The organism is Candidatus Diapherotrites archaeon (assembly GCA_016205145.1).
Lineage (GTDB): Archaea > Iainarchaeota > Iainarchaeia > Iainarchaeales > JACQJH01 > JACQJH01.
In genome coordinates this window covers 42,648-61,585 of the sequence record JACQJH010000002.1, presented here as the reverse complement: position 1 = coordinate 61,585, position 18,938 = coordinate 42,648, and the positions used below count along the sequence as shown (strand labels likewise).

Annotated in this window: 20 protein-coding genes and 1 pseudogene; 13 read left to right on the top strand and 8 right to left on the bottom strand. The window is 52.1% G+C overall.

Features of this window, described 5'->3' with window-relative positions; translation table 11 throughout:
- Positions 1-56 precede the first annotated feature (56 nt).
- Positions 57-542 (bottom strand): GNAT family N-acetyltransferase, encoded by a 486-nt coding sequence (locus tag HY394_03410; GenBank protein ID MBI4053059.1) that lies wholly within the window; start codon positions 540-542, stop codon positions 57-59.
- Between the two features lie 126 nt (positions 543-668).
- Here HY394_03410 and HY394_03405 point away from each other — a divergent pair, with 126 nt between their 5' ends.
- The 6 genes and pseudogenes from HY394_03405 (at position 669) to HY394_03380 (ending at position 6,366) form a co-directional block, all read left to right on the top strand.
- The gene (locus HY394_03405) at positions 669-851 is read left to right on the top strand and encodes a hypothetical protein (protein ID MBI4053058.1); all 183 of its coding nucleotides are present in this window, start codon (positions 669-671) and stop codon (positions 849-851) included.
- A 220-nt stretch (positions 852-1,071) separates the two neighbouring features.
- Entirely contained in the window at positions 1,072-2,634 is a 1,563-nt protein-coding gene (purF, locus tag HY394_03400) for an amidophosphoribosyltransferase (GenBank protein MBI4053057.1), read from the top strand.
- A gap of 56 nt (positions 2,635-2,690) precedes the next feature.
- Positions 2,691-3,962 (top strand): annotated as a pseudogene (purD, locus tag HY394_03395) (phosphoribosylamine--glycine ligase).
- A gap of 9 nt (positions 3,963-3,971) precedes the next feature.
- Complete coding sequence (locus HY394_03390; GenBank protein MBI4053056.1) at positions 3,972-5,000, top strand: phosphoribosylformylglycinamidine cyclo-ligase; 1,029 nt, start codon at positions 3,972-3,974, stop codon at positions 4,998-5,000.
- A 31-nt stretch (positions 5,001-5,031) separates the two neighbouring features.
- The gene (locus tag HY394_03385; GenBank protein ID MBI4053055.1) at positions 5,032-5,604 is read left to right on the top strand and encodes a 5-formyltetrahydrofolate cyclo-ligase; all 573 of its coding nucleotides are present in this window, start codon (positions 5,032-5,034) and stop codon (positions 5,602-5,604) included.
- Positions 5,605-5,625: 21 nt separating this feature from the next.
- Positions 5,626-6,366 (top strand): DUF1624 domain-containing protein, encoded by a 741-nt coding sequence (locus HY394_03380; GenBank protein MBI4053054.1) that lies wholly within the window; start codon positions 5,626-5,628, stop codon positions 6,364-6,366.
- On the opposite strand, the gene HY394_03375 is transcribed toward HY394_03380, so the two are convergent.
- Genes HY394_03375 through HY394_03365 form a run of 3 tightly spaced genes read right to left on the bottom strand, consistent with a single transcriptional unit; the run spans position 6,332 to position 8,955 of the window.
- On the bottom strand, positions 6,332-6,718 hold the full coding sequence (locus HY394_03375; GenBank protein MBI4053053.1) for a hypothetical protein: 387 nt from the start codon (positions 6,716-6,718) through the stop codon (positions 6,332-6,334). The two genes, HY394_03380 and HY394_03375, sit on opposite strands and share 35 nt — an antisense overlap.
- Positions 6,719-6,756: 38 nt before the next feature.
- Positions 6,757-8,310 (bottom strand): bifunctional phosphoribosylaminoimidazolecarboxamide formyltransferase/IMP cyclohydrolase, encoded by a 1,554-nt coding sequence (gene purH, locus HY394_03370; protein MBI4053052.1) that lies wholly within the window; start codon positions 8,308-8,310, stop codon positions 6,757-6,759.
- A 33-nt stretch (positions 8,311-8,343) separates the two neighbouring features.
- On the bottom strand, positions 8,344-8,955 hold the full coding sequence (locus HY394_03365; GenBank protein ID MBI4053051.1) for a phosphoribosylglycinamide formyltransferase: 612 nt from the start codon (positions 8,953-8,955) through the stop codon (positions 8,344-8,346).
- Between the two features lie 68 nt (positions 8,956-9,023).
- Between HY394_03365 and HY394_03360 the strand changes: the two genes are divergently transcribed.
- Complete coding sequence (locus HY394_03360; GenBank protein ID MBI4053050.1) at positions 9,024-10,670, top strand: formate--tetrahydrofolate ligase; 1,647 nt, start codon at positions 9,024-9,026, stop codon at positions 10,668-10,670.
- Here HY394_03360 and HY394_03355 read toward each other — a convergent pair.
- From HY394_03355 to HY394_03340, 4 genes are all read right to left on the bottom strand, one after another.
- Entirely contained in the window at positions 10,667-10,975 is a 309-nt protein-coding gene (locus HY394_03355) for a hypothetical protein (protein MBI4053049.1), read from the bottom strand. The genes HY394_03360 and HY394_03355 overlap by 4 nt on opposite strands.
- Positions 10,976-11,079: 104 nt before the next feature.
- Positions 11,080-11,931, bottom strand: a complete 852-nt coding sequence (locus HY394_03350; GenBank protein ID MBI4053048.1) for a bifunctional 5,10-methylene-tetrahydrofolate dehydrogenase/5,10-methylene-tetrahydrofolate cyclohydrolase — start codon at positions 11,929-11,931, stop codon at positions 11,080-11,082.
- Between the two features lie 5 nt (positions 11,932-11,936).
- The gene (locus HY394_03345) at positions 11,937-13,172 is read right to left on the bottom strand and encodes a serine hydroxymethyltransferase (protein MBI4053047.1); all 1,236 of its coding nucleotides are present in this window, start codon (positions 13,170-13,172) and stop codon (positions 11,937-11,939) included.
- 63 nt (positions 13,173-13,235) lie between these two features.
- Positions 13,236-14,546 carry a bifunctional folylpolyglutamate synthase/dihydrofolate synthase gene (locus HY394_03340; protein MBI4053046.1) on the bottom strand — a complete coding sequence of 437 codons (1,311 nt, stop codon included), beginning with the start codon at positions 14,544-14,546 and terminating at the stop codon, positions 13,236-13,238.
- Between the two features lie 52 nt (positions 14,547-14,598).
- Here HY394_03340 and HY394_03335 point away from each other — a divergent pair, with 52 nt between their 5' ends.
- The 6 genes from HY394_03335 (at position 14,599) to HY394_03310 (ending at position 18,909) form a co-directional block, all read left to right on the top strand.
- Complete coding sequence (locus HY394_03335) at positions 14,599-14,913, top strand: hypothetical protein (GenBank protein ID MBI4053045.1); 315 nt, start codon at positions 14,599-14,601, stop codon at positions 14,911-14,913.
- Positions 14,914-15,114: 201 nt separating this feature from the next.
- The gene (locus HY394_03330) at positions 15,115-15,372 is read left to right on the top strand and encodes a hypothetical protein (protein MBI4053044.1); all 258 of its coding nucleotides are present in this window, start codon (positions 15,115-15,117) and stop codon (positions 15,370-15,372) included.
- Between the two features lie 72 nt (positions 15,373-15,444).
- Complete coding sequence (locus HY394_03325) at positions 15,445-16,107, top strand: hypothetical protein (GenBank protein ID MBI4053043.1); 663 nt, start codon at positions 15,445-15,447, stop codon at positions 16,105-16,107.
- 73 nt (positions 16,108-16,180) lie between these two features.
- On the top strand, positions 16,181-16,927 hold the full coding sequence (fsa, locus tag HY394_03320; GenBank protein ID MBI4053042.1) for a fructose-6-phosphate aldolase: 747 nt from the start codon (positions 16,181-16,183) through the stop codon (positions 16,925-16,927).
- Between the two features lie 35 nt (positions 16,928-16,962).
- The gene (gene pheA, locus HY394_03315) at positions 16,963-18,021 is read left to right on the top strand and encodes a prephenate dehydratase (GenBank protein ID MBI4053041.1); all 1,059 of its coding nucleotides are present in this window, start codon (positions 16,963-16,965) and stop codon (positions 18,019-18,021) included.
- 63 nt (positions 18,022-18,084) lie between these two features.
- A complete protein-coding gene (locus tag HY394_03310; protein ID MBI4053040.1) occupies positions 18,085-18,909 on the top strand; it encodes a transketolase in 825 nt (274 codons plus the stop codon).
- Positions 18,910-18,938: the final 29 nt, after the last annotated feature.

Here is an 18,938-nt window from a genome sequence, read left to right as displayed (position 1 = left end):
ATTGGTGCCTTCAAAGTTAATAATTTTTGGGGGTGTGAGCACTTCATACGGCGCAGTCAGTGCGGCCCGCGCAGCACCCTTATGCCCTTTTTTGCGCCCGGCAAGGGTATGAGCCTTGCAAATCCGCCCCGTTCCCGGACAAAAAGCATCCTGCCGCTTCCCGCAGGGAATCTTGGAACAAGCCTTTCTGCAGCCAAGTGCCTGTAATTGCGCCGGATGGCCTCTTTTTTGGCTTCAAGCATTAGCCTTGTAGCAAGACCGAAGCCCGCGTTTTCGCCTTTCGCCTCCGCGCCTCTACTGCCTTTTCCGGAATCAAAATCTTCCCTTACCGCGATTTCGTCGACATACATTGCAAGCGATTCCGGCTGGTCAATGAGCTGGATATAGCCGACAAGGCGGTCATCCTGATATGCGAAAATCCTGTGGAATCTTTTCGGGTTGGGCGGCATGGTTCCAAGCCGCCATATCCTGTGCCTGAGCTTTTCGAATTCGCCTTTTTGTTCCGGAAGCAGGGTGATGGAAAAAGTTATTTTTGGCGGCATGAACGAATTAAGCTTTGGAGGAATAAAATGCTTGCGGTCAGGCCGCTTTTCGGACTAATGGATTTTTATACCGGAAAATTGTATCTTATAACATAGTTTCCATAATTTTTTTGGAGGAATTCTGGTATGAAAGGGAACTGTGGATTGGTTATGGGCGTTCTTGTCCTTGTGGCAGGCGTTTCGTTTCTTTTGATGGGCATGAAATCATTGGATGTCAGCACTGCCCACCTTGTCGCGGGCACGGCCTTGGGCCTGTTCGGCGTGTCAAAGCTTGCGCACGTCAAAGGCGTCTGCCCGGCCTGCAAATAGCCGGTTTCGTCCGGCTGGTTCGAAACCAAGGCGTTCTGCTATCGCAGAACGCCGAGTAAGCTTTTTTTGCAGGCATCTTTTTCCTGTTTTTTTAGCTTTTTTTTAAATGCTGGCTTGCGCTTGCGGTTTTTTCTGGCTGCATGACAAACCTTTTTATTTTAAATGTTAGCCAACTATTATTTTCTTATCATTTTCTTTCTTTTTTCCGTCTGGTGTGCTGATGGCTGAGGCTAAGGAGAAGTGCGGTATTGCGGCCGCGTTTTTGCCTAAACCCTTGAGCAAGTATCCGAAAGGCGGGGTTGTATCCTATTTATACAAAATGCTTTTGCAGCAGCAGCACCGCGGCCAGCTGAGTGCGGGCATCAGCACCTACCGCGCTGACAGGATGCAGATGCTTGACACGTACAGGGACCTTGGCACGGTCAACGAGGTTTTCCACAGCTCGGACCACGTAAAGTTCGAACGGATTTTTGACGAGTATTCCGGCACAAAGGGCATAGGCCACACCAGGTATGCCACTTCGGGGTCGGATGACGCGTGCTGCGCCCAGCCGTTTGAAAGGCATCACGGCAGGATCTGGAAATGGTTCAGTTTCGGCTTCAACGGCAACATCGCGAATTTTTCCGAGCTGAAGGCTTCGCTTGAAAAAAGCAAGTATCATCTGATTCAGAACAATGACACCGAACTCATGATGCACATGATTGCCAAGCAGTTCATCGGCGACAAGAAGGTCGAGCTGAAGGATGCATGGACTAACATGTCCGAGTCGTTTGACGGCGCGTACGAAATAGTTTACCTGAACGGCGACGATTCGCTGGTTGCGAGCAGGGATCCCATGGGCATAAGGCCCCTGAGCTACGTGGTTTCAGAGGATTTTGTCGGCGCAGCATCCGAAACCGTTGCATTGAACCTCGTGTCAAGGGAGGAACCGAAGGACATCCAGCCGGGCGAAATGCTCATTGTCGAGGGCAATGATTCCCGGATTGAGCGTTATCATAAATGCGAAAAAAAGGCGTTCTGCATGTTCGAATGGGTTTATTTTTCGCATCCTTCGACAAGCATTGACGGCTCTAACGTTTACAACGTGCGCTGGAATCTGGGAAAGGAGCTTGCGAAAGTCGAGCCTTTGGAGATAAAAAACGGCGATTACGTTGTTGTGGCCGTGCCTGACACGGCGAGGCCGACAGCCGACGGCTATGCGCATGAGCTTGGAGTGCAGGCAATGGAAGGCCTCATTAGAAACCGTTATATCGGCAGGACGTTCATTGAAAGCCGCAACAGGATTGACAAGGTCAAGGAAAAGTACAGCCTCAACAAGGCGGTGCTGAAGGACAAGAAGGTAATTCTTGTCGACGACAGCATTGTGAGGGGCAACACCACGAAATCTGTTGTGGAATTCATCCGCAAGGAGGGCAAGGCGAAGGAAGTGCATGTCCGCATTTCGTGCCCGCCAATCAAGAGCCCGTGCTTTTACGGCATTGACATGTCCACGATGGACGAGCTGATTGCGTGCAGGCATTTGAAGGAAGATGACCTTGGTGATACGGGAATGAAGGAAATAAATCCGGAGGTCATTGAAAGCATCCGCAAGGAAATCGGCGCCGACACCCTGGTCTACCAGTCCTTGAAGGGCCTTGTGAGCGCCATCGGCCTGGAATCCGGCGAAAAGGACCTGTGCATGGCGTGCCTTAACGGCCATTACCCGACGCCGGCCGGAAAAGAGCTTGCAAAGAAGGCGGTTGCCGACAGCGGCAAGGGCAATTCGAAGCGCACGTACGAGTAATGATTTTTTTTGCCGGCTAGGCCGGTTTTGGTCCAAAGGCTAAGGCGGTTTTTGTCTTGAATGTCCTTGTTGTGGGTTCCGGCGGAAGGGAGCATGCGATAGTGTGGAAGCTGTTGCAGAGCAAAAAGGTGTCGCGGGTTTTTTGCTGTCCGGGCAACGCGGGCATTGCGGAAATCGCGGAATGCCACGACATCCAGCCCGGAAATTTCAGGGCTTTGGCGGAATTTGCAAGGGCGAATGACGTCGGCCTGACTGTTGTGGGGCCGGAAGGCCCATTGGTTGAAGGCATAACCGATTTTTTTGAAAAGCTCGGCCTCAAATGCTTCGGCCCGAAAAAGGATGCCGCCATTCTTGAGGGCAGCAAGGCTTTCACGCGCGAATTTCTAAAACGCCACAACATTCCGTCCGCAAAGTTTGCTGTTTTTGAAAATGCAAAGGATGCGATTGCACATGTGGAAAAGCACGGCGTGCCGATTGTCGTCAAGGCTGACGGCCTAGCGGCTGGAAAAGGCGTTGTCGTCTGCGAATCAAAGGCGCAGGCAATTGCTGCAATCAAAGACATGCTTGAGGAAAAGTCTTTCGGCAGAAGCGGGGAAAAAATCCTTCTGGAAGAAAAGCTGGAAGGCGAGGAAGCTTCAATCCTCGCGTTTTGCGACGGAAAAACCGTCATGCCGATGGTTTCAAGCCAGGACCACAAGCGCGTGTTTGACAATGACATTGGCCCGAATACCGGCGGCATGGGGGCATACGCGCCTGCCCCGGTTGTCTCGGATGCGGTGCTGAAAAAAGCCGTTGAAAAAATTTTGGTCCCGGCCGTGAAGGGCATGGCTGCCGAGGGAAGGGAATACCGCGGCATATTGTATGCGGGACTCATGATAAAAGGCGGCGAGCCGAAAGTAATCGAATTCAATTGCAGGTTCGGCGACCCGGAAACGCAGGTTGTATTGCCGCTCATGAAGTCGGATTTGCTGGATGCGCTGCTGGCCTGCGTTGACGGAACGCTTGACAAGGAAAAAATCGAGTGGAAAAACGAGGCTTCTGCCTGCGTTATCATGGCTTCCGGCGGCTATCCTGGCAGATACGAAACCGGAAAGGAAATTTCCGGCCTGGCTGATGCAGCGAGGCACAGGAATGTAATGGTGTTCCATGCCGGAACCGCTTTTTCCGGAACCGGCAGGATTGTCTCGAATGGCGGAAGGGTTTTGGGAGTCACGGCGGTTGCACCCGAACTGAAAGAATCAATCCGCATGGCATACGGGGCTGTTTCGGTTATAGACTTTGAGAACGCGCATTTCAGGAAGGACATCGGCTGGAGGGCGCTGCCGAAAGGCGAAAAGATTGCCATAACATACCGGGATGCCGGCGTTGACATTGATTCCGGCAACAAGGCGAAGGAAGAAATCAAACGCCTTGTCAGGCAGACATTCGACAAAAACGTGCTGGTTGACATAGGGGCTTTCGGCGGCGCGTATTCGGCGAAGGATCTCAAAAAATTCTCGCATCCCGTGCTTGTCTCCTCTACTGATGGCGTGGGCACGAAACTCAAGGTCGCGGCATTGATGGGAAAATGGGACACTGTCGGGGAGGACCTCGTCAACCATTCGGTCAATGACATTCTTTGCCTGAATGCAAAACCGCTTTTTTTCCTTGATTACATTGCCTCAAGCGGATTCGATGCGGAGGCGATAACCGGAATCGTGCGCGGCCTTTCCGGCGCGTGCAAGAAAAACGGTTTGGCCTTGGTCGGCGGGGAAACCGCGGCAATGCCGGGAACATACGTCGAAGGTGAATTTGACCTGGCCGGCACAATCGTGGGTGTAGTGGAAAAAGACAGCATTTTTGTTCCGGAAAAGATTTCCGCTGGCGATTCCCTTGTCGGAATCGCTTCCAGCGGCCTGCACACGAACGGCTACTCGCTTGCAAGGAAAATCTTTTTCGAAAAAATGGGCCTGAACGTGCACAGCCGGCCATCCGGCCTGAATGAAAGCGTAGGCAGCGCATTGCTTTGCGTGCACAAATCCTATCTCGTGCCGGTCGGACAAGTTTCAAAAAAGGTGAAAATAATGGGAATCGCGCACATCACCGGCGGGGGATTTTACGAGAACATTCCGCGCATACTGCCGAAAGGCATTGGTGCGGAAATAAGGAAGGGCAGCTGGCCGGTTCCGGCGCTGTTCGAAATACTGAGAAGCGAAGGTGGCCTTCCGGACGAAGAGTTTTTCAGGACGTTCAATGCCGGCATTGGCCTTGTCCTGGTTGTCCGGGCAAAGGACGCGGAAAAGGCAGTGAAACTGCTTGAACAGTCAGGCGAAAAGGCGTTTGTCATCGGAAAAACCGTTAAAGGCAAAGGCGTCAAAATAACATGAAACAAATTGCACTGGCCTGATTTTGATTTCCATGAAAGACGAAAAACAAGCCGTGCGGGAAAAGGCGCTTGCAGAACGCAATGCGCTTTCTGCGGAAGAAATCTCAAAAAAAAGCGCGGCAATTTTTGAAAAAGCCGTTTCGCTTGGCGCCTTCAAGGCCGCCGGCAGTGCCGGGTGCTATGTTTCGGTCAAAAGCGAGGCCGAAACAGGGGAACTGATTGAAGAATGCTGGCGCCTCGGCAAAAAAGTCTGCGTTCCCGTAACGCTTGACAACGGAAAAATTTTTTTGTCGCAGGTCTCATATTTCGGCGAATTGCACGAAAAAGCATTTGGCTTGCTTGAGCCGCGGCCCGATTCAGTCAAGGCTGACTATGCGGGAATCGGAATTGTTTTCGTGCCCGGCGTTGCGTTCGACATGAAAAAAAACCGCGTAGGCTACGGCAGGGGCTATTATGACAGCCTGCTGGCGGAAATCCGGAGCGTGAACAAAAAAGCGCTGTTCGCGGGGCTTGCCTTTGAATGCCAGGTTTTTGAAAAAATCCCGGCAAAGGCGAAGGACGTGAAAATGGACCTGATCCTGACGGAAAAACGCGTGATTAAATAGCTGTTTTATGTTATTGCTTTTATGCCCGAACGTTTCTGGGAAATCGATTTTGTGCGCGGCCTGGCGCTGATCGCGATGGCCGCGTATCATTTTGCATTCGACCTAAGCTATTTCACGCCGGCGCAAACGGACATTTACTCTTTTCCCTGGTTCCAGCTGGGGTGGTTTGCCCGCCTTGCATTTGTTTTCCTTGCCGGAATGTCGCTTTCAATAAGTTTCGGCAGGGCGAAAAAAAAGCTCGGGCGGAAGGAGATTCAAAAAAAGTTTTTCCTGCGCGGCGCAAAAATATTCGCGCTTGGCATGCTTATAACGGCGTTTACATTCATTTTTTTCCGCTCCGAAACGATATGGTTCGGAATCCTGCACCTGATCGGCATTTCGGTTATTCTTTCCGTGCCGTTCCTGGGCAAAAAAATGGCAGGCCTTTTTTCCGGCATTGCGGTCATTGCGGCGGGAATTTTTTTATCCGGCTATTCATCCGGTTTTCCATGGCTGCTGTGGATCGGCCTCAAGCCGGCGGGCTTCACGACTTTTGACTATTTCCCGCTGCTTCCATGGTTCGGGCTGGTGCTTATTGGAATGTTTGCCGGTGAAACGCTTTATGGCGGAGCAAAAAGAAGAATCGCTCTGCCTGAAGCCGCAGGTGCAGCCGGAATAAGGGAAATGTGTTTTCTGGGCAGGAACTCGCTTCCGGTTTATTTCCTGCACCAGCCGGCAATAATCGGGATTATTCTTGTGGCCCGCGTCTTCTTATCGGCCTGAGTGCAGCGAACTGGCTTCTCAGATTCGCAATTCCCGATTTGGTTGCGCCGTGCGTGACATAGTTCTGGAAAGTGCGCGTCAAGTAAGTTTTCACTGCCGGGGAAATCGGGAATTCCCCATCGCCAATTCCAATGGCAATTTCACCGGGACCTTCAAGAATCCTGAGTTTCCCGGTTCTTCGCAATTCGCCCATTATTGCAGTGGCATTGTTCGGTCCTGCCAATCTTGCAAGCCTTTCAGGTGGCAGTCCAAAACGCGTATTTGGCCTGGTCGTGTGCGGGTTGCGGATTGAACGCGGCGGCGTTCCGGGCTTTTTTGGAAGCCTTTGGGTTTTCAGCCTTCTTGTCCGCATGCATGAAACAACTTGAAACCCGAATTTATAGTTTTGCTTCAGTGCCTGAAATGCCTTTCCCCAGAAAAAACCATCGGAATCCCGTGTTCGTTTGCGGCCTTCACGCTTTCCCCGTCGCGCACGCTTCCGCCGGGCTGGAGTATGGCGGTTATGCCGAGCTTTGCGGCAAGGTCGACGTTGTCCCTGAACGGAAAAAATGCGTCTGAGGCCATGACCGCGCCTTTCTCCCTGCCCCCGGCCTTCATTGCGGCAATCTTTGTGGAATCAATCCTTGACATCTGGCCCGCGCCGATTCCGACCGTGGCGCAGTTTTTCGCGAAAACGATTGCGTTGCTTTTAACGTGCTTTGCCACGGTTGCGGCGAAAAGCATGTCGTCGAGCTGCTGTCCGGAGGGCGGTTTTTTTGTGGCAATTTTGAGCGAGCCCCGGTCAGGCTTCGCATCATTGCTTTCCTGCACAAGCAGGCCGCCTTTCACGCGCTTGAAATCCAGGCTTTTTTCAGCAGGCTTTTCGCCGAGGCCGGCAACTTCCAGAATGCGCAGGTTCTGCTTTTTACGCAGCTTTTCAAGCGCATCGGCGTCAAAGGCCGGGGCAATCACTATTTCGTTGAAAAACGCCGCGATTTTCTGTGCGGTTTCCGGATCCATTTTCCTGTTCACCGCGATTATGCCGCCGAAAGCGCTTTCCTTGTCGCACGCATAAGCCGATTCGAATGCATGTGAAATGGAATCCGAAACGGCAGCGCCGCACGGGTTCGCGTGCTTGACTATCGCGCACGCCGGCCGGGAAAACTCCTTCACCAGCTCTATTGCCGCGTTGGCGTCGTTGAAATTGTTGAAGGAAAGCTCCTTGCCGTGCAGTTGTTTTGCCATTGCAATGCAGGGCTCTTTCACGCCGAATTCCCGGTAGAACGCGCCTTTCTGGTGCGGGTTTTCCCCGTAACGGCAGTCCTGCGCTTTTTCGAACGAGAGATTCAGGGTTTTTGGGAACAGTTCTTCGGGCAGGAATTTTTCGGCAAGGAAGGCGTTTATCGCGGCGTCGTATGACGCGGTGTGCTCGAATGCCTTGACGCACAAAAATTTCCTGAATTCCTCGGAAAGGATTCCCCTGCCTTTTTTCAGTTCGGCGATCAATTGCATGTACTGGTCCGGCGAGGTTACAACTGCAACGCTTTCAAAGTTTTTTGCCCCTGCCCTCAGCAATGCGGGCCCGCCGATGTCGATATTCTCAATCGCCTCTGCAATCGGAACGTTTTCCTTTGCAACGGTTTTCCTGAACGGGTAAAGGTTTATCACTACAATGTCGATTGCCTGTATGCCGTGCTCTTCAAGCCTTTTCATGTGCTCGTTGTTCTTCCTGACCGCAAGGATGCCCGCGTGGATTTTGGGGTGAAGGGTTTTCACCCTGCCGTCGAGCATTTCCGGAAAGCCCGTCAAATCCTCGACTTTGGTAACCTTGACTCCGGCCTTTTCAATCTCGGCCGCGGTGCCACCAGTGGAAATTATCCTGATGTTCTGGGCGGCAAGCTCCTTTGCGAGTTCCTGCAACCCGGTCTTGTCCGAAACCGAAATCAGCGCGGTTGAAACTTTCAATAAACCCACCTTTTGGATAAACACCTTGAAACTTCAAAGGATTTTAACCCTTTTGCCTTCGACTTTGAGCCTGCCTTCCGCGAACAGCTTCAGGCCCTCCACGATTATTTCCTGTTCCGCTTCCTGCACTTTTTCCTTCAGAGAGTCCGCAGTGTCGTTTCCAGCCACGGCAACGATTTTCTGCAAAATTATCGGCCCGCCGTCAGGGGTTTCGTCAACGAAATGCAGTGTGCACCCGGTTTCCCTGGCTTTCGCGTCAAGCACTGCCTGGTGCACGTTCCTGTCCATGCCGCCGGCAAATGCCGGCAGAAGTGACGGATGGATGTTCATTATCCGGTTCCTGTATTTTTGCACGAATGCGTCGGAAAGGAAGCGCATGTAGCCTATGAGGAGAATGAGGTCCGGCCTGTGCGGTTCAAGTTCCTGGAGCAGTTCCTTGTCGAAGGCTTCCCTGCTTTTGCCTTTGCTTTCAATCGGCTTTGCGCTGATGCCGGAATTTTTTGCCCTTTCAAGTATGGATGCGTCAGGCCTGTTTGAAATGACAATGGAAATTCTGGCGTCGAGTTTTCCGCTTTTTATGGCATCAATGACCGCCTGCAGGTCTGTTCCGCGCGTCGAACCCAAAACCGCGATATTGAGCGCCATTTGCAACAGACAAATCTGGTTGGCAATTTAATAAAATTGTTTTGGTGATTTGTTATGTGAAGGTTTTTATGCCGTCCAGCCTTGAAATAGCCCAAAACGCAAAACTTGTGCCGATAGAGGCGATCGCGGAAGGGCTCGGTCTCGCCAAAGGAGATTTTGAACCGCTCGGAAAATTCAAGGCGAAAATCCTTGCGCGTGCAACCGCCAGGAAAAAAGCCAGGGCAAAACTCGTTCTGGTCACGGCCATCACGCCCACAAGGGCGGGCGAGGGAAAAACAACTGTTTCAATCGGCCTCTGCCAAGCGCTCAACAGGATTGGAAAAAAGGCCATTGTGTGCCTGAGGCAGCCTTCCCTCGGTCCGGTTTTCGGGATGAAGGGCGGCGCGACCGGCGGCGGGAAATCGCAGGTCCTTCCAATGGTTGACATTGATTTGCATTTCACGGGCGACATCCATGCTGTTGAGGCGGCCAACAACCTCATTTCGGCTGCGATTGATAACCATTTGCATTTCGGCAACGCCTTGAATATCAATGTGGAAAATATTTTCTGGAAACGCGCAATGGACATGAATGACAGGGCATTGCGTGAAATAACCGTTTCGCTTGGAGCAAAAACGCAGAGAAAGGATTCTTTCCAGATAACCGCGGCATCCGAAATCATGGCGTGCCTCTGCCTTTCGGAAAGCCTGCAGGAATTCAAGGAGAGGGTTGCACGCATAGTTGTTGCGTTGAATGCGGCCGGAAAGCCGGTTACAGTGCATGATTTGGGGGTGCAGGGCGCGGTTGCAATCCTGTTGAAGGATGCAATTAAGCCGAACCTGGTGCAGACGATTGAAGGAAATCCCGCTTTCATCCACGGCGGGCCGTTCGCAAACATAGCGCACGGCTGCAATTCGGTTATTGCGACAAAAACGGCAATGGCATTGTCGGATTTTGTCGTGACCGAAGCGGGTTTCGGTGCCGATCTCGGAATGGAAAAATTCTTTGGCATAAAATGCAGGTCGGCGGGATTGAAACCGGGTGCGATTGTCATAGTTGCGACTGTGAAGGCTTTGCGCGAGCACGGCCTGGCAGAGGACATTTCCCTGCCGAATCTTCCGGCAGTCGAAAACGGCTTTGCGAACCTTGAAAAGCAGGTTGAGAACGCAAAAAAATTCGGCCTGCCCGTCGTGGTTGCAATAAACCTTTTTGAAAACGATTCCCTTCAGGAGCTTGAATTCGTGCGCAAAAAATGCTCGGAATTGGATGTCAAGGCATTCGTCTGCAACTTTTTCGGCGGCGGCGGAAAAGGCGGAACCGAACTTGCAAAAGAGGTTGCAAAACTGGCCGCGTCAAAAAACAGCTTCCGGTTCCTTTACGATGCTGCATTGCCCGTGAAGGAAAAAATCCTGGTTGTCGCAAAGGAAATGTACGGTGCGAAAGGCGTGGGATTTTCCGCGGAAGCCGAAGAAAAAATCGCCTGGGCCGAAAAGAATGGTTTCGGAAAACTTCCGGTCTGCATGGCGAAAACGCAGTTCTCCTTGTCTGACGACCCCAATCTCAAAGGCAGGCCGAAAGGCTTCACATTGAAGGTTGCGGGCATTTCCGTGAGCGCCGGCGCGGGCTTCATAGTGGTGTTCACAGGAAAGATTGTGACGATGCCGGGCCTGCCCCGAAACTCTGCCGCGGAAAAAATGGACATCGATGCGGATGGGAAAATCAGCGGGCTGTTTTAGGTTTCCGGGTTGCCGGCAAAATAGTCGCTTCTATCATGAAAATATTCCTCTCGGAATCTTTCCTTATAAAGTTGTATTAGCACGAATGCCTGATGCAACAGACCGCTTCGGATAGTTTCTGCTTCTGCCATTGCATCCCCAAGGTGCTCCCATTCTTTCCTTTGAGGATCATTTTGGGGGCGTGAATGCATTTCCGGATTGTGAATCGCCAAGTATCTAGTCCGTAATTCTTCAAATTCGTGATGCAATCTTTCTGCAGTTTCGTGCAACTGTTGGATTTTTGCGCGAAGAGTTTCCCTTGGCATGGCCCGCTCTTCGGATGTTGGTTCATATATTCCTGGCCGGAAATGCCCCGGTTTTTCTGTTTGCCGGCGTCTGTCGGGGCCGCCGCCGTGCTCAGGTCTTCGGGTCATTTTTCCATCTGCCTTTTGGTCGCAATGATGGTGTTTTCAAGCAGGCTTGCAACTGTCATCGGCCCCACTCCTCTCGGAACAGGCGTAATCCAGCCTGCCACGTCCTTGACGTCTTCCGAGGCGTCGCCGACAACATTTCCATCGGCAAGCCGGTTTATGCCGATGTCAATGACGATTGCGCCTTTTTTGACCATGTCCCTTGTTATCAGGTTCGGCTTGCCGACTGCAACGCAGAGAATGTCCGCTTCTTTCGTGAAACTCTTCAGGTTTTTTGTCAGGCGGTGGCAGACAGTGACGGTCGCATGCCGGTTCATGAGCATCACGGCCAGAGGCTTGCCGACGTGGTTGCTTTTGCCCACGACAACCGCATTTTTGCCTTCAATCGGCTGGCCGGTTGACTCTATGAGCTTCATGCTTCCTTTCGGGGTCGCGGCGGCAAGGTCTTCTTTTCCGACAAAAACCTTTGCGATGTTCTTGAGCGTGAAACCGTCGACGTCTTTTTCCGGCTCGATTGCCTGGATCACGCGGTTTTGGTTTATGTGGGCCGGAAGGGGCAATTGCACGAGTATGCCGTTGATTTTTTTGTCCGCGTTAAGCCTTGCAATCAGGCCAAGCAGTTCCTTTTCGGAGACGTTTTCCGGCAGGGCGTGTTTTTCGGAATAGATTCCGGCTTGAATGCAGGCTTCCTGCTTTTTTTTCACGTAAATCTCGGAGGCGGAATCGTTGCCGGCAATGACCACTGCAAGGCCCGGCGAGATTCCTTTTTTCTTCAGCCCGGCAACTTCAATTGCAACTTTTTCCCTTATGCTTTTTGCAATCGAACTGCCGTCGATTATTTTTGCCGCCATAACCGTCACTTGTAGAACTGGAAGTTCCTGCAGAAATGCAAAACATCGCCCTTTATGGCCTTGAGTTTTGCCTCATCGTCCACGCTTTTCACTGCCTTTGCAATGAAGGACGCGACTTCTTTCATGTCCTTTTCCTCCATGCCGCGCGTTGTAAGCACTGGCGTTCCGATGCGGATTCCGCTCGGGTCCCAGGGCTTCCTTTCATCGAACGGCACTGAATTTTTGTTGCAGTAAATGCCCGCCTTGTCCAATGCGATTTCGGCCTGCTTGCCGGTTACGCCGGCCTTGCGCAGGTCCACAAGCATCAGGTGGTTGTCGGTTCCTCCGGAAACAAGCCTGAATCCTTCGGCCTGCAATGCTTCGGCAAGAGCCTTGGCGTTTTTCACAATCTGTTTTGCGTACGCCTTGAATTCGTCCGACATGGCTTCCTTGAACGCAACGGCTTTTGCCGCATTGATGTGGTCGTGGGGCCCGCCCTGCAGGCCGGGGAAGACTGCCTTGTCGATTTTTGTTGCAAGCTCTTCCTTGCACATGATGATTGCGCCGCGCGGTCCCCTGAGCGTTTTGTGCGTTGTCGTTGTCACGACGTCAAAATACGGCACGGGGTTTTCATGCACCCCTGTAGCACACAGCCCCGCGATGTGTGAAATGTCGGCAAAGCAGATCGCTCCGGCTTCGTCGCAGATTTCCCTGAATGCCCTGAAATCAATCGCCCTCGGATAAGCGGTGTAACCTGACAGGATCATTTTCGGCTTTTCCTTCAAAGCCTGCCTTTTGACCGCATCATAATCGATTGTTTCGGTTTCCCTGTCAACGCCGTAAGGCAGAGGCGTGTAAAATTTTCCGGAAAAGTTTACAGGCGAACCGTGCGTCAGGTGCCCGCCCATGTCCAAAGCCATTCCCATGAACCTGTCGTGCAGTTCCATTGTGGCAAAGTAGACCGCCATGTTTGCCGGGCTGCCTGAAAGAGGCTGGACATTGACGTGCTGGGCTCCGAACAACTGCCTTGCCCTTTCAATGGCGATATCCTCGACTTCGTCAATCACTTCATTGCCGCCGTAATAGCGCTTGTGCGGCATTCCCTCGGAATATTTGTTGGCGAGGACCGTTCCCATGGCTTCCATGACCTCGTCGCTGACAAGGTTTTCGCTCGGAATGAGCTCTATGCCGTCCATCTGCCGCCTTTTTTCCCTTTCAACGGCATCGGCAATTTCCGGGTCGAATTTTTTGAGTTTTTCCAGGTGCAAAAAACATCACCGCCACAACTGAAACATTAGAATTAACCATTAAAGTGTTAAAAGGCTTTACTTTCGCCTGTCCTTTCGGCCAATTGTTTTCAATCCGAGCGCGGAAAAAGCCTCTCCAACCACGTAAAGCGAGCCGGCAACGCAAAGCAGGCCGCCTTTTTTGGCATGTTCCCTGCCCAATGTTAACGCATCCGCAACGCTTTCAGCCAGAACCGCTTTCACTCCATTATTGCCTTCAAGCGCCCTTGCGACGGTCTCTTTTTTTGCGCCGTGGTATCCGGCACTGCATACGATTGCCTTTTCGCATAATGGCGCGAAAATTTCCGCCATTTTTTTTATGTCCTTGTCCGCGGATATCCCGATCACAAACACGGCTTTCCTGTCCGGAAAGATTTCCATGAACGTTTCCGCAAAAGCCCTCGCGCCATGCGGATTGTGGCAGCCGTCGAGAATGACTGTGACGCCATCCAGAGTTTCGGCCTGGAACCTGCCCGGCCAATCCGCATTCGCAAGGCCCCGCAGGATTCCCTTTTCGGAAAACGCAAAGCCCTGTTTCTGCAGTTCGGCAATTGCGGACAAGGCGATTGACGCGTTCAGCAGCTGGTGCCTGCCGGCAAACGGCATTTTCGCGTCCCTGAGCTCCAGGCCGTTGCCGGCAAACGAGAATGTCTGCCCGTGCAGGCCGAAAAACTTCCTTTCCACCAGGGCATTGCGCGGCACAATGAAAAGCCTGGCATTTTTTTCTGCGCATTTTTGTTCAAAAACCCGCACGACCTTTTCATTTTCTTCGCCCAGGACCGCTGGAACGCCTTCCTTGACAATGCCGGCCTTTTCCGAGGCGATCTTTTCAATCGTCCTGCCGAGTGTCTGCTGGTGCTCCAGGCCGATCGCAGTCACAACCGAGACTTTCGGCGTCAGGACGTTTGTCGCGTCAAGCCTTCCGCCCATGCCTGTTTCGACAACCGCAAAGTCGACTTTCCTTTGCCGGAAAAACTCGAATGCGAGCAGGGTTGAAAACTCGAAATAGCTCAGGTCAAGGTTAAGCCTCTCGTTTTCCAGCCTGAGCCGCGAAGCGATTTCCGCAAACTCTTTCTGCGAAATGCTTTTTCCGTCAACGCTGAAGCGTTCCCTGACGTCGACAAGGTGAGGTGAAGTGTACATGCCTGCGGAATAGCCGTTCTCGCGCAGGATCGAATAAACCATGGCGCAGACGCTGCCCTTGCCGTTCGTGCCGGCAACGTGCACGCTTTTGAACGAATCCTGCGGGTTTCCGAGCAGTCGCACGGCCTTCACCATGCGGTCGAGGTCAAACTTGATGAACTCCTGCTTCAGGGAACCGAGGAAGTCAAGCGCGCCGGAATAGTTCATTAGGGATTTGTTGCGGGAAAAAATTTAAATAAAACATCGGATTAATTCTGTCATGGCGCGGCCGAATGGCAGGAGAAGAGTTCCGCCTGCACACACGCCCGGCAAAAACCGGGGGCTTGGAGAAGAAATGCCTCTTCCCGAACCTGGAAAGCAGGCACGCGCCCAGGACAGGAACTCTTTGATGGGCCGCCTTGCAGGCACCGGCACAAGGCTCAACTCCGTGGAAGCGCAGATCGCCCAATTAAGTGAAACCACTTTTTCAAAAAGCCGCACGGGTGACATCAAGGACCTGATTCGCAGCTTAAAGCAAGAACGCGCAAAACTCCTAAGGGAACAAAAGCAGCTTGAGCAGTTGCTGGGCATGTAATCAATGATTTTCAATGCCGGAATCTAAAGCAGGCGGCTATGCCTGCAAAAACGGCAGTATTTTATAATCGGGGCGCGTAATTCGATTATGCCACCAAAACGAAAACAGGTAGCGCGGCGGCTCAGTAAGACTGGCTTAGAACCCACGCCACGCCCCCCTAAAGAAGTTGGAAGGCACACGCCAAGCGGCAGGCCCATTGAAGTGACAGGCCCTGATGGCAGCACTGTTTTTTCCGGCATAGGCAGAAGGGCATACAGGGAAGTGGCATTTTTTGATTCTGACAGCAACAGCAGGCGTTTCCATGTGCCTGGGAACAGGTTAAGTCCGGAGCGGATTGAAGCGCTTAAGGCATATGCACGAATACACGGCATCCCATTTGAAGTTGTTGTCGCGGGCATGAAAACCTATCCTGACCAAAGGAACCCGAAGCACAAGAAAAGGCATCTGGACGAGAAATGAGGATTGCCAATGACCCCGCGACCTTATGAGCCTCACGGCCGCGACCCGATTTATCATTCCAAGCAGTTTGGATTGCATGAATTAGAACGGGTTTGCCCGCAGACAGGGGCAACATTTTTGCCATACCGGGTTTTCATTTCGCCTGACAGCTTTTCAATCAGCCAGTTTGGCAGCTCGGACAGAAGCCGCCTGATAATCCGGTGCGATCCGCAATCGAACACGCAGACAATGACCGAATGGGTCAGCATGCCGAGAATTAACATCAACATCGACCGCTCCAATCCTGACGAAATAAACCAGCTTGTCAGGGGCTGGATGCAAGAGCAAAGGCAGAAATTCGGCGGCAGGATACAGTTCATAGTCCACAAGGTCAGGATGCTTTCAGATTATGAAAATTCAGTTCAGGTGAACGTTGATTTGGGGCAGGGCGACGGCATGGCAAGAGTGAGGATTCATGTGACGCCAGCCCAGACCGACAAGTTCAGGGACGAACGCGGAAAAGTCATAATGCTTGAATACAATCCGATTACCGGAAAATTCAGGAGGCCCGTGGGAGAGCTGCCGGAGATGCAGCTGAATCCAATATTGATGTCGACGCTCCAGAGAACAATCCACCATGCTGCGGGCATTGCAATGGACCAAAGGCAGAGGTATTTCGAAATGAGCGCGGTTACCTATACTGACGCGCCGCGCGTGCCGGAATTTTACGATTTTATCCTTGGAAAGCCGGACTAACAGTGGATGAGTTTTTAACCTTTTTTCAGGTTCAAATGATTTGCAGGTTAATGCTGATTTGGAAGTGACTGGCATGAAGGTTTTCCTTGACACCGCGAACGTCGACGAAATCCGCGAGGCGGTTTCGTGGGGCGTGGTTGACGGCGTTACGACGAACCCGACGCTGATATTGAAGTCGGGCAGGGATTTCGAGCAGGTCATAAAGGAGATCTGCGAAATCGTCGACGGGCCGGTGAGCGCGGAATGCGTCGAGGAGAAGGCCGAGGCAATGATTGCAGAGGCGCGCCATCTAAAAAAACTGCACAAAAACGTCATAATCAAAATTCCGATGACAACCGAAGGCCTGAAAGCGATAAAGGTGCTGTCCAGGGAAGGCATTGTCATCAACACGACGCTTGTTTTTTCGGCGAACCAGGCGCTTCTGGCGGCAAAGGCAGGGGCAAGCTATGTTAGCCCTTTCATTGGCAGGCTTGACGACATCAGCGAGGACGGCATGCTGCTCATCCGCGACATTGTCAGGGTTTTCAGGAATTACGATTTCAAATGCAAGGTTCTGGCGGCGTCTATAAGGCATCCCGTGCACGTGCTTGAATGCGCGAAAGCCGGGGCGGACGTGGCAACCCTGCCGTTCGAGGTTTTGAAGAAAATGGCCCGGCATTCCCTCACCGATGCCGGCATAAAGCGTTTCCTTGAGGACTGGGAAAAGGCAAAGGCTTTTGGGAACCCGAGCAGAATCACGGATTCTGCGGGTTTCGCAAAACCAAATGTTTTGCAAAAAAGCCTGCAAAACGAGCCTTCGGCAAAGCATGCAAAGAAATAAATTAGGCAAACGCCAATTTTTAGCCGGTGTCTTGAATGGCAATTGACGCAATCCGCAAAAAAATCGATTCGCTTGACGAAAAGCTGCTAGAATTGCTGAACGGGCGCGCAGCCCTAGTGAGGGAAATCGCGGGCGAAAAGAAAAAAAGCGGAGTCCCGGTTTACATCCAGAGCAGGGAACAGGAAATCCTTGACAGGTTGACTGGAAAGAACAGGGGGCCATTTCCATCGGATTCCCTGAAAGGCGTTTACGCGGAAATCTTCTCTGCTTCGAGAAAGCTTGAAACTCCATTGAGGGTCGCGTTTTTGGGGCCGGAAACCACGTTCTCGCACATTGCCGCGATCAAGCACTTCGGCTCTTCCACTGAATACATGGCCGCGGACTCCATCAGGGATGTGTTCAGGGAAGTCGAGAATGAAAGCGCGAATTTCGGCGTCGTGCCGGTGGAGAATTCGACGGAAGGAACTGTCAACCACACCCTTGACGTGATGCTGCATTCTGACCTGCAGATTGTCTCCGAAATTTACCTGGACATCCACCACAACCTGCTTTCAAAGCATCCGTTGGGGGAAATAAAAAAGGTTTACTCGATTCCGCAGGCTCTCGCGCAGTGCAGGGAATGGCTGAACAAGAACCTTCCGGGGGCCGAACTGATTGAAACATCTTCCACGGCGAAGGCGGCTGAGACAGTGGGCGTTTACCTTAACTCTGCGGCCATAGCTTCCAGGCTTGCCGCCGAAAAATTCGGCCTCAAGGTTGTCGCGGAAAACATAGAGGATTATTCGCAGAACGTTACGCGCTTCCTTGTGATCGGCAAGACCGGGGCGCAGAAGGCGAAGAAGAACAAGACTTCGATAGTGTTTTCGGTTCCGCACAAGGCGGGGGCATTGTTTTCCGCGCTTGAGCCGATTGCGAAAAACAAGGTTAACATGACCAAGATTGAAAGCAGGCCGACCAGGCAGAAGCAGTGGGATTACGTGTTCTTCATTGACATTGAAGGCCATGTTTCCGACGCGAAAACCAGGAAAACCATCGGCGAGCTGGAAAAGCGCACGATGTTCCTCAAGATTCTGGGCAGCTATCCCTCAGAATAAACCTAAACCGAATTGAAATGCTTTTAATACTTTTTCGTGTCCAAATTCGTTCAGATGGTTTTGATGCAGAAGCTTTCAATCGAACAGCTGAAAGAGAAAGCGAGGCAGCACCGCGTCAACATAGTCAGAATGACTTCCAACGCGAATTCCGGCCATCCGGGCGGAAGCCTGAGCGCAACCGACCTGCTGACAGTGCTTTACTGCAATTATCTCAACTTTTCCCCCCAGAACGCAAAAAGCCCGGACAGGGACCGCTTCATTCTGAGCAAAGGCCACGCTTCGCCAATCATTTACTCCGTGCTTGCGGACAAGGGCTTTTTTCCAAAAGAACAGCTGATGACTTTCAGGCTCATTGGCTCGAAACTGCAGGGCCATCCTTCGAGGCTTTCGACGCCTGGAATTGAAATCAGCACCGGCAGCCTTGCACAAGGCTTTTCCGCCGCGCTTGGCATGGCCCTCGCCGCAAAGGCGGACGGAAGGAAAAACAAGGTCGTTGCAATGCTTGGCGACGGAGAAATCGAGGAAGGCCAGGTCTGGGAAACAGCCATGGTTGCAGGGCACCACAAACTTGAAAATTTTATCACGATCCTTGACAGGAACGGCTTCCAGAACGACGGCGCGATAAAAGACGAAATAACGCTTGAACCCATAAAAGAAAAATTCGAGGCTTTCGGCTGGAATGTATTGCAGATTGACGGCCATGATTTGAAGCGGATTGCCGAGGCATATGAACAGGCGTGGCAGAACAAGGGAAAGCCGGCAATCATTATTGCGAAAACGGTTAAAGGAAAAGGCGTTTCGTTCATGGAAAATGATGGAAGCTTCCACGGCAAAGCCGCAAATCCGGAGCAGTTCGAAATAGCAATGAAAGAACTGGGAGAAAAATAGGCGGATGGGCAAAGTGGGATCCGGTTGAA

Coding starts and splice junctions, on each gene's coding strand:
- HY394_03380 (MBI4053054.1), top strand. CDS start 5,626: ATGCCCGAACGTTTCTGGGAAATCGATTTTGTGCGCGGCCTGGCGCTG.
- HY394_03310 (MBI4053040.1), top strand. CDS start 18,085: ATGCAGAAGCTTTCAATCGAACAGCTGAAAGAGAAAGCGAGGCAGCAC.
- HY394_03335 (MBI4053045.1), top strand. CDS start 14,599: ATGGCGCGGCCGAATGGCAGGAGAAGAGTTCCGCCTGCACACACGCCC.
- HY394_03350 (MBI4053048.1), bottom strand. CDS start 11,931: ATGGCGGCAAAAATAATCGACGGCAGTTCGATTGCAAAAAGCATAAGG.
- fsa (MBI4053042.1), top strand. CDS start 16,181: ATGAAGGTTTTCCTTGACACCGCGAACGTCGACGAAATCCGCGAGGCG.
- pheA (MBI4053041.1), top strand. CDS start 16,963: ATGGCAATTGACGCAATCCGCAAAAAAATCGATTCGCTTGACGAAAAG.
- HY394_03360 (MBI4053050.1), top strand. CDS start 9,024: ATGCCGTCCAGCCTTGAAATAGCCCAAAACGCAAAACTTGTGCCGATA.
- HY394_03375 (MBI4053053.1), bottom strand. CDS start 6,718: ATGCGGACAAGAAGGCTGAAAACCCAAAGGCTTCCAAAAAAGCCCGGA.
- HY394_03355 (MBI4053049.1), bottom strand. CDS start 10,975: ATGCCAAGGGAAACTCTTCGCGCAAAAATCCAACAGTTGCACGAAACT.
- HY394_03405 (MBI4053058.1), top strand. CDS start 669: ATGAAAGGGAACTGTGGATTGGTTATGGGCGTTCTTGTCCTTGTGGCA.
- HY394_03365 (MBI4053051.1), bottom strand. CDS start 8,955: ATGGCGCTCAATATCGCGGTTTTGGGTTCGACGCGCGGAACAGACCTG.
- purF (MBI4053057.1), top strand. CDS start 1,072: ATGGCTGAGGCTAAGGAGAAGTGCGGTATTGCGGCCGCGTTTTTGCCT.
- HY394_03385 (MBI4053055.1), top strand. CDS start 5,032: ATGAAAGACGAAAAACAAGCCGTGCGGGAAAAGGCGCTTGCAGAACGC.
- HY394_03410 (MBI4053059.1), bottom strand. CDS start 542: ATGCCGCCAAAAATAACTTTTTCCATCACCCTGCTTCCGGAACAAAAA.
- HY394_03340 (MBI4053046.1), bottom strand. CDS start 14,546: ATGAACTATTCCGGCGCGCTTGACTTCCTCGGTTCCCTGAAGCAGGAG.